11 protein-coding genes and 1 pseudogene are annotated in these 9658 nt (G+C 66.8%); 7 read left to right on the top strand and 5 right to left on the bottom strand.

All coding sequences use genetic code 11. From position 1 onward, the window contains the following. Nucleotides 1–79 precede the first annotated feature (79 nt). Complete coding sequence (locus QMZ25_RS14155; RefSeq protein WP_180875589.1) at nt 80–514, bottom strand: PepSY domain-containing protein; 435 nt, start codon at nt 512–514, stop codon at nt 80–82. 147 nt (nt 515–661) lie between these two features. On the opposite strand from QMZ25_RS14155, the gene QMZ25_RS14150 reads away from it, so the two are divergent. The 3 genes from QMZ25_RS14150 to QMZ25_RS14140 are packed head-to-tail and all read left to right on the top strand — an operon-like array spanning nt 662 to nt 2951. Continuing rightward, nucleotides 662–952 carry a PepSY domain-containing protein gene (locus tag QMZ25_RS14150; RefSeq protein ID WP_053520369.1) on the top strand — a complete coding sequence of 97 codons (291 nt, stop codon included), beginning with the start codon at nt 662–664 and terminating at the stop codon, nt 950–952. Continuing rightward, nucleotides 952–1611: a response regulator transcription factor gene (locus QMZ25_RS14145; RefSeq protein ID WP_053520370.1), complete on the top strand. Its 660-nt coding sequence runs from the start codon at nt 952–954 to the stop codon at nt 1609–1611. The genes QMZ25_RS14150 and QMZ25_RS14145 overlap by 1 nt, the downstream gene beginning before the upstream one ends. Continuing rightward, nucleotides 1608–2951 carry a HAMP domain-containing sensor histidine kinase gene (locus QMZ25_RS14140; RefSeq protein WP_164151936.1) on the top strand — a complete coding sequence of 448 codons (1344 nt, stop codon included), beginning with the start codon at nt 1608–1610 and terminating at the stop codon, nt 2949–2951. Before QMZ25_RS14145 ends, QMZ25_RS14140 begins: the two co-directional genes overlap by 4 nt. Nucleotides 2952–2978: 27 nt before the next feature. On the opposite strand, the pseudogene QMZ25_RS14135 reads toward QMZ25_RS14140, so the two are convergent. Both QMZ25_RS14135 and speA read right to left on the bottom strand, forming a co-directional pair. Then, nucleotides 2979–3298, bottom strand: a pseudogene (locus QMZ25_RS14135) (DUF6122 family protein). A 43-nt stretch (nt 3299–3341) separates the two neighbouring features. Beyond that, on the bottom strand, nt 3342–5231 hold the full coding sequence (gene speA / locus QMZ25_RS14130; RefSeq protein ID WP_053520373.1) for an arginine decarboxylase: 1890 nt from the start codon (nt 5229–5231) through the stop codon (nt 3342–3344). Nucleotides 5232–5437: 206 nt separating this feature from the next. Between speA and speE the strand changes: the two genes are divergently transcribed. Further along, nucleotides 5438–6292 (top strand): polyamine aminopropyltransferase, encoded by an 855-nt coding sequence (gene speE, locus QMZ25_RS14125; protein ID WP_053520374.1) that lies wholly within the window; start codon nt 5438–5440, stop codon nt 6290–6292. A 77-nt stretch (nt 6293–6369) separates the two neighbouring features. Here the strand turns inward: speE and QMZ25_RS14120 are convergent, their stop codons facing one another. After that, nucleotides 6370–7275: an aspartyl/asparaginyl beta-hydroxylase domain-containing protein gene (locus QMZ25_RS14120; RefSeq protein WP_053520375.1), complete on the bottom strand. Its 906-nt coding sequence runs from the start codon at nt 7273–7275 to the stop codon at nt 6370–6372. Between the two features lie 447 nt (nt 7276–7722). Here QMZ25_RS14120 and QMZ25_RS14115 point away from each other — a divergent pair, with 447 nt between their 5' ends. Continuing rightward, nucleotides 7723–8382, top strand: a complete 660-nt coding sequence (locus tag QMZ25_RS14115) for an RIO1 family regulatory kinase/ATPase (RefSeq protein WP_053518133.1) — start codon at nt 7723–7725, stop codon at nt 8380–8382. Between the two features lie 147 nt (nt 8383–8529). On the opposite strand, the gene QMZ25_RS14110 is transcribed toward QMZ25_RS14115, so the two are convergent. Next, a complete protein-coding gene (locus QMZ25_RS14110) occupies nt 8530–8868 on the bottom strand; it encodes a P-II family nitrogen regulator (RefSeq protein WP_005411374.1) in 339 nt (112 codons plus the stop codon). Between the two features lie 154 nt (nt 8869–9022). Between QMZ25_RS14110 and QMZ25_RS14105 the strand changes: the two genes are divergently transcribed. Next, nucleotides 9023–9274, top strand: coding sequence for an accessory factor UbiK family protein (locus tag QMZ25_RS14105; protein WP_053518135.1), 252 nt, complete (start codon nt 9023–9025; stop codon nt 9272–9274). A 124-nt stretch (nt 9275–9398) separates the two neighbouring features. Next, nucleotides 9399–9658 (top strand): NAD(+)--rifampin ADP-ribosyltransferase (locus tag QMZ25_RS14100; RefSeq protein WP_283219828.1); only part of this gene is annotated, 260 nt, incomplete at its 3' end.

Raw genomic sequence — 9658 nt, 5'->3', positions numbered from 1 at the left:
CTGCTCGATGCCGGCGCTCTGTTCCTGCGAGGCCGCGGAAATCTCGGCCATGATGTCGGTTACGCGCTGCCCGAGGCGCTCAATCCAGCCAGCCGTCGCGTTCGCTGTGCAGGATGCGGCCGTCATAGCCGCTCAGGCGCACCTCGACCTTCTGGTTGCGGGCATTGCGCGCTTCCAGCGACCAGGTGGCGCCATCGCGCTCCAGCGAGTGGATCTCGCGCAGGCCCTGCGACTGTGCCTTGGCCAGCACCTGCTCGGTCGGCAGCAGCGCGCGGCCGTTGTGCTCATCGAAGATCTCGCCGGTCTTCGGGTCCACGTAGACCTCGCTGAAGCGGCCATCGGCGCGGCTGACGTCGGCTTCCCACAGGCCGTCATCGCGTTCGATCTCGTGGATCTGGGTGTAGCCGGCCTTGCGCAGGGCCTGCTCGGCCTGGGCCATGCCCAGTGGTGCAGCGTGCACGGCCGGCGCAATGGCCAGCACGGCGACGGTGGCGAGGGTGAGCGACTTCAGCATGGGAGTTCTCCTGTTCGTGGCCGGACCATTCCGGCAGCACCACGATGCCGCGGTCGGCTAACAGCCCCTTAGCGGCCATCGTTAGTCGGCTGTTAGTCGGCGGTGCCATGCTCGCGCCTGTCGCCATCGCCCGAGGATCCGTCACCGATGCTGGTCTCCCTGCCCCTGCTGCTGGCCCTGGCCACTCCGGGCTCCGCTGCCGGCCCTGCGCCGGACCCGGCGCAGCAGGTCGCGCGCCGCGCCGTGCAGCAGGGCCGTTACGTGCCCCTGGAACAGGTGGTGCGCGACGCGCTCAGGCGCCAGCCCGGCCAACTGCTGGAGGTGGAGCTGGACGACGCGGTGTACGAGGTGGAGATCCTGCGTGACGACGGCGCAGTGGTGGAGCTGGACTATGATGCGCGCAACGGGACGTTGTTGAAGATGGAACTGGACGACTGATGCGGATCCTGCTTGCCGAGGATGACACCGAGCTGGCCAAACGCCTGCAGCCCCTGCTGGAGCAGGCCGGCTACGTGGTCGATGTGGCCACCGATGGCCGTCGTGCGGAAGAGATCGGCCAGATCGAGGACCTGCATGCCGCAGTCGTCGATCTTGGCCTGCCCGGCCTGGATGGACTGAGCGTGATCGAGCGCTGGCGTGCCCATGGCCGCGATTTTCCGGTGCTGGTGCTGACCGCACGCAGCCGCTGGCACGACAAGCTGGCCGGCTTCGATGCAGGCGCCGATGACTACCTGACCAAACCGTTCCAGGCCGATGAACTGGTGCTGCGCCTGCGTGCCCTGATCCGCCGCAGCCGGGGCCACGCCAGCCCGCGCCTGCAGTGCGGCCCCCTGCAGCTTGACGTCAACGCCGGTCGCTTTGAACTGGACGGGCAACCGTTGCCGCTGAGTCCCCAGGAGTTCCGCGTACTGAGTTACTTCATCCATCACGCCGGCCGCGTGATCAGCCGCGACCGCCTCGGCGAACAGGTCTTCGAAGGCGGTTACGATCCGGACTCGAACGCGCTGGACGTGCTGCTTGGCCGGGTGCGGCGCAAGCTGGGCGTGGAACTGATCCATACCGTGCGTGGCCAGGGTTGGCGGCTGGCCGAGGCATGAGCGCGCGCCAGCCTTCATTGCGGCGGCGGCTGCTGCTGGTGGGGGGCATCGGCCTGGTGCTGGTGTCGGTGCTGGCCAGCGTGCTGCTGGGCGAGCTGTTCAAGCGCAGCGCGCGCGACCGTCTTGACGGCGAGTTGCAGCAGGACATGCTGACTCTGCTCGCGCAGGCGGAGATCGATCCCGACGGACAGCTGCGGCTGCGCCAGGAACCCAACGACGCGCGCTTCCAGCGTGTGTTCTCCGGCGCCTACTGGCAGATCACCGACCGCAACGGCAAGGTGCTGCTGCAGTCGCGCTCGCTGTGGGACCAGACGCTGCCGGTCACGGCCACCGGCCCGGCCGAGCGCAATCTGAGCGGGCCGATGCAGCAATCGCTGCGTGCCCGTGTGCAGCAGGTGCGCCTGCCACGTGCATCGCAGCCCTACATTGCGCTGGTTGCCCATGATCGCAGCGCGCTGGACGCGGACACCGCCGCCTTCCGTCAGCGCAGCGCGCTCGCGCTGGGCCTGCTGGTCGCGGCCTGGCTGGCGGTGCTGGCCAGCCAGGTGCATTTCGGCCTGCGCCCACTGCGCGGCCTGGGCCAGCAGCTGGAACGCATCCGCCGTGGCGATGCCGAGCGCATCGACCGCAGCCGGCTGGATCTGGAGATCGCGCCGCTGGCCGATGAGCTCGATGCCCTGCTCGATCACCACCAGCGCATGGTCGCGCGCGCGCGCAGCAGCGCCGAGGACCTGGCGCATGCGCTGAAGACGCCGCTGAGCGTGCTGGCGGCCGAGGCGGAGGGTGAAGGACGCGGCTGGCGGCGCACGGTGCACGAACAGGGCGCGCGCATGCGTGCGAGCATCGACCGCTACCTGGCCGCCGGCCTGGCCGTGGACCACCACCAGCGCAGCGATGTGGCGCCCGCGGTGGAGGCATTGTACCGATTGATGACCCGCGTGCATGCCGGCCGCCGCATCCGCTTCCAGATGGACGTGGCACACGGGCTGGCCTTCGCCGGCGCAGCCACCGACCTGGAGGAGATGCTGGGCAACCTGCTGGACAACGCCGGCAAATGGGCCGCCAGCGAAGTACGCCTGCGGGCCCTGGCCAAACAGGACCGGCTGCATATCGAAGTGCGCGATGACGGCCCGGGGCTGGACGAAGCCAAGCTGGAGAGTGTCCTGCAGCGTGGCGTACGCCTGGACGAACGAGTGGAAGGCAGCGGCCTGGGCCTTGCGATCGCCGCGGAGATCGCCGCCAGCCACGGCGGCTCACTGCGCCTTTCCAACGAGAACCCGGGACTGCGCGCACGGTTGGAACTGCCGCTGGCCCCGACGGACGCCCCGCCTCCCCGGTAGAGCCGCCCCGGCGCTGCACGACCCGCCTCAGCGGTGATGCATCCACCAGCAGTCGATGGCGTCGAGCATGATGTGGATCACCAGGCCGATGCCCACCAGGCGGGTCTTCTTCGGCACGCACAGCCCGGCATACACCGCGATCGCCGGCGCGGTGTGCAACGGGTGGAAGCCGATGCTGCAGCGGTTCGGCGCGTAGATCGGATCGGCCAGCAGATGGTCAAGGTCGATGATCCAGCCCAGCAGCATCAGCAACCACGCCGATGCAAAGCGCTTGCGCCAGAACACCATGCCAGCAGGGCTGGCACGGCGGCATGCAGGAACAGGTGGAAGATCGCGCGGGCGCTCATCAGGACCGATAGCGCCGGGCCATGCCCGGCGTTGCCGCAGGCATCAGACCAGCGGCTCGTCGGACAGGTAGGTGTAGCCGGTCAGGCCCGCCTCCAGCGCCTGCGACAGTTCCTGCGCACGCTCCGGCGACAGCCCGGCGGCAGCCACGCGCTGGGCATAGGCCGCGCGCAGGTCATCCAGCCGGTAGCCCACGTAGTCCAGCATCACGTCGGTGGTGTCGCCACGACGCTGCTGGGTGATCGCGTAGCCGTCCGCATCGGCCACCACTTCCACCGCGTCGGTGTCACCGAACAGATTGTGGATGTCGCCCAGGATCTCCTGGTAGGCACCGACCATGAAGAAGCCGATGCGGTAGCTCTCGCCATGCTTGATCGCGTGCAGCGGCAGCGAACTGTCCAGGCTCTCGTTCTCGACATAGGTCTTGACCATGCCGTCCGAGTCGCAGGTCATGTCGGCAATGATGCCGCGACGGTCCGGCACTTCGTCCAGCCGCTCGATCGGCACGATCGGGAACACCTGGTCGATGGCCCACGCGTCGGGAATCGATTCGAACACGCTGAAGTTGACGAAGTACTTGTCGACCAGGCGCTCGTTCAGTTCATCCAGCGCCGGACGGTGGCTCTTCTCGTCATAGCTCAGGCGCGCACGCACGCCGTGGGCGATGGCGTAGAACAGGTCGTCGATGCGCGCACGCTGCGGCAGGTCGATCTGGCCCAGCGCGTAGCTGGACAGGCCTTCGGCATGGAAGTGCTGCGCCTCCTGGAACAGTTCCACCGCCGGGCGCACGTCCAGTTCCTCGTGGATCTCGCGCAGATGACGGATCGAAGCCGGCTCGTCATCGTGCTGGTCCGGCACGCGGCCTTCCTGCGCCTGTTCCACTTCGGACACATTCGCGATCAGCACTGCATGGTGCGCGGTCATCGCACGGCCGCACTCGGTAACGATGCGCGGGGGGGGCAGGCCGTGCTCTTCGCAGGCGTTGGCCAGCGGCTGCACGATGTTGCTGGCATACGAATTCAAGCCGTAGTTGATCGAGCAGAAGCTGCGCGAACGGGTGCCTTCGTAATCAACGCCCAGGCCGCCGCCCACGTCCACATGGGTGATCTTCGCGCCCAGCTGCGACAGTTCAACGAAGTAGCGGGTGGCTTCGCGCATGCCGTTGGCGATGTCGCGCACGTTGGAGATCTGCGAGCCCATGTGGAAGTGCAGCAGGCTCAGGCAATCGGCGTACTCGGTATCGCGCAGCGACTTCCACAGGTCCAGCAACTGGCGCGGGGACAGGCCGAACTTGGCCTTGTCGCCCCCGCTGTTCTGCCACTTGCCGGCGCCCAGCGACGCCAGCCGCATGCGCACGCCCAGGCCGGGCTTCACGTCCAGCGCCTTGGACTCTTCCAGCACCAGCTTCAGCTCGGACGGCTTCTCGATGACGATGAAGGTCTGCAGGCCCAGCTTGCGACCGATCAGGGCCAGGCGGATGTACTCACGGTCCTTGTAGCCGTTGCAGACGATCAGGCCGCCCGGGCGCGACAGTGCCAGCACCGCCATCAGCTCCGGCTTGCTGCCCGCTTCCAGGCCGAAGCCCTCGCCGTGGTGGCTGGCCAGGGTACCGGCCACGCCGCGGTGCTGGTTGACCTTGATCGGGTACACCGCGGTGTAACCACCCGCGTAATCCCAGTCCTGCTGGGCCTGGGCGAATGCCGCCTGCAGCTTGCCCAGGCGCTGGCCGAGGATGTCCGGGAAGCGCACCAGCAGTGGCAGCTTGGCGCCCGCCTCGCGGGCGGCGTCCACCACCTTGGGCAGCGACACCACCGGGCCGTCCGCCCCGGTCGGTCTCACCACCATGTGCCCGGCCTGATCCACGTCGAAGTAACCATCCGCCCAATGCGGGATCGAGTAGGTCTTGCGGGCTTGGTCGAGGGACCAATCGGTCATTTCAGTCGGCCTTGTTGGCAATAAAAGGGGGGGCATGATAACGCCTATATGCCCACAGGTTCGTTATCATGCGCGCCCGCGCCCGTGACCCGGCTCCTGCCGGACCTGAACAGGCCGATCCGTCCGGATGTGGCTTGCGCCACGCGGCCCCGTGCCGCCAACCCGGCTCTACCCCCTCCGAACAGGACCCCAGAAGGACACGTCCCATGACTGACAGCAACAACTGGTACATCGAGCATTTCGAGCGCACCGGCTCGGCCATCGGCTACCGCATCACCGGCAAGCTGGACGAGGTGCAGTCGCCCTTCCAGAAGATCGAGATCTTCCAGACCACCGACTGGGGCAACCTGATGACCATCGATGGCGCCATCATGCTGACCAGCAAGGACAACTTCTTCTATCACGAGATGATCAGCCACCCGGTGCTGTTCACCCACGCCGCCCCCAAGCGCGTGGTGATCATCGGTGGCGGCGACTGCGGCACCCTGCGCGAAGTGCTCAAGCACAAGGGCGTGGAGAGCGTGACCCAGTGCGACATCGACGAGCAGGTCACGGTGATGGCGCGCAAGCACTTCCCGGAGCTGTGCGACTCCAACGACGATCCGCGCGCCGAACTGCTGTTCGACGACGGTGTGGCCTACATGGCCAACTGCCCGGCCGGCAGCGTGGACGTGGTGATCGTGGACTCCACCGACCCGGTCGGCCCGGGCGAAGGCCTGTTCAACAAGGCCTTCTACGAGAGCTGCTTCAAGGCGCTGAAGGACGATGGCATCCTGGTGCAGCAGTCCGAATCGCCGCTGATGCAGCTGGAACTGATCAACGAGATGCGTACCGAGATGGGCAAGGCCGGCTTCGGTTCGTTCAAGACCCTGCCGTTCCCGCAGCCGTGCTACCCAACCGGCTGGTGGAGCGTGACCATGGCGCGCAAGGGCGACAGCAGCTTCGACTTCCGCCAGGCTGATTCGGCCGCCAAGACCTTCACGACCCTGTACTACACCGCCGCGCTGCACACCGGCGTGCTGGTGACCCCGCCGTTCGTGCAGGCGGCACTGAAGAGCTGATCCAACAAAAAACCCGCGCTGGCAGCAGCGCGGGTTTTTCATTTGCAGGCAACGCCGGGCGATGCCCGGCGTTTCGCTTACAGCGCCCAGATTCCGGCAATCACCGCCGCCACCAGGCCCCACTTGATGACCTGGTAGGCCACCACGCTGCGCTCGCGCAGCGCCTTGGCCTTCAGGCGCACCTTGTACAGGCTGCCGAATGCCTTGTTGACACCCCCGGTCGGATCACCTGGCAGGTTCGGCGAAGCGCCACCGGCCAGCAGCGTGGCGGCCACCGCACGGTTGAACAGGCCCGGCAGGCCGAAGCGCAGCGGGCGCGCGATGTCGCAGAACAGGATCACTCGGTCCTGCTCGGTCTCGTTATGCGCGTGGTGGATGTAGGTTTCGTCGAACATCATCCACTCGCCGTCGCGCCAGCTCTTCCGGATGCCGTCCACTTCGATGTAGCAGGCATCATCGTTGGGGGTGCTCAGGCCCAGGTGCAGGCGCAGCGAACCGGCGAACGGATCGCGGTGCGGACGCAGCTCGCTGCCCGGCGGCAGCTGCGCGAACATCGCTGCGCGAACATCCGGAATCGACTCGATCAGGGCCACGGTCTTCGGGCACAGCGTCTTCGCTGACGGGTGCGAGGGGCCGTACCAGCGCAGGTAGAAGCGCTTCCAGCCACGGCGGAAGAACGAGTTGAAGCCCGCATCGTTGAAACTGCTGGACGCAGCGATCTTCTGCGCATCGCGCAGCGCCAGCGCCTCGTCACGGATCATCTGCCAGTTCTGGCGCAGGGGTTCCAGCTGCGGGAACTCCTTGCCCGGGTCCAGAAACGGCGTGGTCGGCACCTTCGAGAACATGTACATGACCACGTTGATCGGGGCCATGAAACTGGAGTGGTCCAGCAGCTGGCGCGACCAGCGCGCGCGGACCTTGCCACGGAAGTGGATGTACAGCACGCAGGCCACGAACAGCACTGCCAGTACGATCTTGATCATCAAAAACTTTCCTCCGGCGGCAGCCGGAACGGGAATCAGGGGGCGATGCACGGCGCAGGCGGCCGGCATCGGTGGCAACGCGGCAGGGGACGGGGACGTGCCGGAACGGGGCGGCCGCCGATGTCGCGGATGAACAGCTTATGGTCGGCAGGCCGTGCGCCGGGGTCAAGCCACACGTGCGCCATGTTCAGCGGCGCTTGGCTGAACGGGTGGATTTCCTCTTCAACTTATTGATTTTCAATGCCCCAAACCTAAGAGTGAGACGAAATTGTCCGCCCGTGCGCGACGAACTGTTCCAGCCACGGCCCCGACATTTCTCCGACAGAACGTGGATTAGCGAACTTGCCGGTACTAAAATTGACTTAACGAAAGTTTAGCCAGTTTCCCCCGCCTCACCGGTTCGCTTGACGCTTCAGCGCCGCCCACCGGGTCGTCCGAGACCCCGCCATGCCCCTTCCTGCCTCCCCCTGCCAGACCTGCGGCGATGACGCCACCACGCCCCTGCTGCTCAAGCGTGGCGAACGCCTGCTGGCCCCCGATGTCTATCGCACCTGCCTGGATGGCCGCGAGGCCGTCATCAAGGACTACTCCCGCTATCGCGGCACGCCGCTGTCGCTGGTCGCACGCCTGATGGTGCGCCGTGAAGCGCGCATGCTGCAGCGCCTGGGCGGCTGGAAGCACGCGCCGGCACTGCTGGGAACACTGGGAGGCCTGGCACTGGGCATGGAGTTCATTCCCGGCCAGACCCTCAGCACCGCCCAGGCAGTCGGCAATGAAGTGTTCGAGCAGCTGCAGCACGCACTCAGCCGCCTGCATGCGGCCGGCATCACCCATAACGATCTGCACGGCACCAACGTGGTGGTCAGCGGCGGCGTACCGGTGCTGCTGGACTTCACCTCGGCCTGGCGCGCACCGCGCTGGCTGCGCCGCAATCCGCTGACCCGGCAGATGCGCCGCAGCGACATGAAGAACCTGCTGAAGATCCGCCAGCGCGTGACCGGACAGGCGCCCAGCGCCACCCAGGCCGCCCTGGTAGCCGACCCCGGCTGGGTGGCCGCAGTGCGCCAGGGCTGGAAGCGGTTCTATAAGTGGGCGAAGCGCCGGTAAGCGTCGCTCCGCTCACCGCTTTACCGCTCCTTGTAGAGCCGAGCCCATGCTCGGCTGCTCTTTGTAGAGTCGAGCAAGCTCGACTCTACATAACGGCGGAACGGCAGCCGAGCATCGGCTCGGCTCTACAACATCCCGCCGTACGGCTTACAGCGCGTCTGCGTCCAGCTCGCCGGTACGGATACGCACCACGCTGCCCAGGTCATACACGAATACCTTGCCGTCGCCGATCTTGCCGGTACCGGCCGCCTTGACGATGGCTTCCACCACCGCCTCCACCTGGTCATCGGTCACCGCCACTTCCAGCTTCACCTTCGGCAGGAAGTCGACCACGTACTCGGCGCCACGGTACAGCTCCGTATGCCCCTTCTGGCGGCCGAAGCCCTTGACCTCCGTCACCGTGATGCCGGTGACGCCACGCTCGGCCAGCGCTTCGCGCACGTCGTCGAGCTTGAACGGCTTGATCACCGCCATGACCATCTTCATCGTCGATCTCCTGTCTTCCGGCGTGGAGGATAGCGCCTGAACGCGCCCGGTGCGACGCCGCGGCTGCCTGTCCGGGCAGCGCGCGCCGGCAGTATCCTTGTGGCTGAACGGCCTGCCCGCGCCTGATGCGCGGGCGCCACCCACGGAGCACCCCATGATCGACCTGAACCAAATCGATGACCTCGCCCGCCGCCTCAGCGACCTGGTGCCGCCGGGCCTGCGCGAATCACGCGAGGAACTGCAGGCCACCTTCAAGAGCGCGCTGCAGGCTGGGCTGGCCAAGCTCGATCTGGTCACGCGCGAGGAATTTGAAGTGCAGCGCGCGGTGCTGCTGAAGACCCGCCAAAAGCTGGATGCGCTGGAAACAGCGGTGCGCGAGCTGGAAGGGCGCCGCGCCGCAGAATGAAAAAGGAGGCGCGCTGCGCCTCCCACTTACAGATTATTTCCCGGATGGGGCCTTGCAGCAAGGCCCACCTGGCCCCCTAGACTCGCCGGCCTGTCGATCCGGCAGGACAACCTGGGGTATCGCGATGACGCAGGACACCGAATGGACACCCGTTTCGCAGGACACCTGCGATCAGGTCGCCGGGCCGTTCTATCACGGCACCCGGGCCGACCTGGCCACGGGCGATCTGCTGGTTGCCGGCTACGGCTCCAACTATCGCGATGGCGTGGTGATGAACCACATCTACTTCACCACGATTGCCAAGGGCGCCGGGCTGGCCGCGGAGATGGCCCGGGGCGAGGGACCGCCGCGTGTGTACGTGGTGGCACCGACCGGGCCGTTCGA

It is taken from the genome of Stenotrophomonas sp. RS-48 (genome assembly GCF_030053245.1).
GTDB classification, from domain to species: domain Bacteria; phylum Pseudomonadota; class Gammaproteobacteria; order Xanthomonadales; family Xanthomonadaceae; genus Stenotrophomonas; species Stenotrophomonas maltophilia_P.
The sequence above is the reverse complement of the archived record's forward strand: the minus strand, read 5'-3'. Positions and strand labels throughout refer to the sequence as shown.

Excerpts from the sequence above, each read along its gene's own strand:
- QMZ25_RS14105 (WP_053518135.1), top strand. The coding sequence starts at position 9,023 with ATGATCGACCTGAACCAAATCGATGACCTCGCCCGCCGCCTCAGCGAC.
- QMZ25_RS14155 (WP_180875589.1), bottom strand. The coding sequence starts at position 514 with ATGCTGAAGTCGCTCACCCTCGCCACCGTCGCCGTGCTGGCCATTGCG.
- QMZ25_RS14150 (WP_053520369.1), top strand. The coding sequence starts at position 662 with ATGCTGGTCTCCCTGCCCCTGCTGCTGGCCCTGGCCACTCCGGGCTCC.
- QMZ25_RS14110 (WP_005411374.1), bottom strand. The coding sequence starts at position 8,868 with ATGAAGATGGTCATGGCGGTGATCAAGCCGTTCAAGCTCGACGACGTG.
- QMZ25_RS14120 (WP_053520375.1), bottom strand. The coding sequence starts at position 7,275 with ATGATCAAGATCGTACTGGCAGTGCTGTTCGTGGCCTGCGTGCTGTAC.
- QMZ25_RS14145 (WP_053520370.1), top strand. The coding sequence starts at position 952 with ATGCGGATCCTGCTTGCCGAGGATGACACCGAGCTGGCCAAACGCCTG.
- speA (WP_053520373.1), bottom strand. The coding sequence starts at position 5,231 with ATGACCGATTGGTCCCTCGACCAAGCCCGCAAGACCTACTCGATCCCG.
- QMZ25_RS14140 (WP_164151936.1), top strand. The coding sequence starts at position 1,608 with ATGAGCGCGCGCCAGCCTTCATTGCGGCGGCGGCTGCTGCTGGTGGGG.
- QMZ25_RS14115 (WP_053518133.1), top strand. The coding sequence starts at position 7,723 with ATGCCCCTTCCTGCCTCCCCCTGCCAGACCTGCGGCGATGACGCCACC.
- speE (WP_053520374.1), top strand. The coding sequence starts at position 5,438 with ATGACTGACAGCAACAACTGGTACATCGAGCATTTCGAGCGCACCGGC.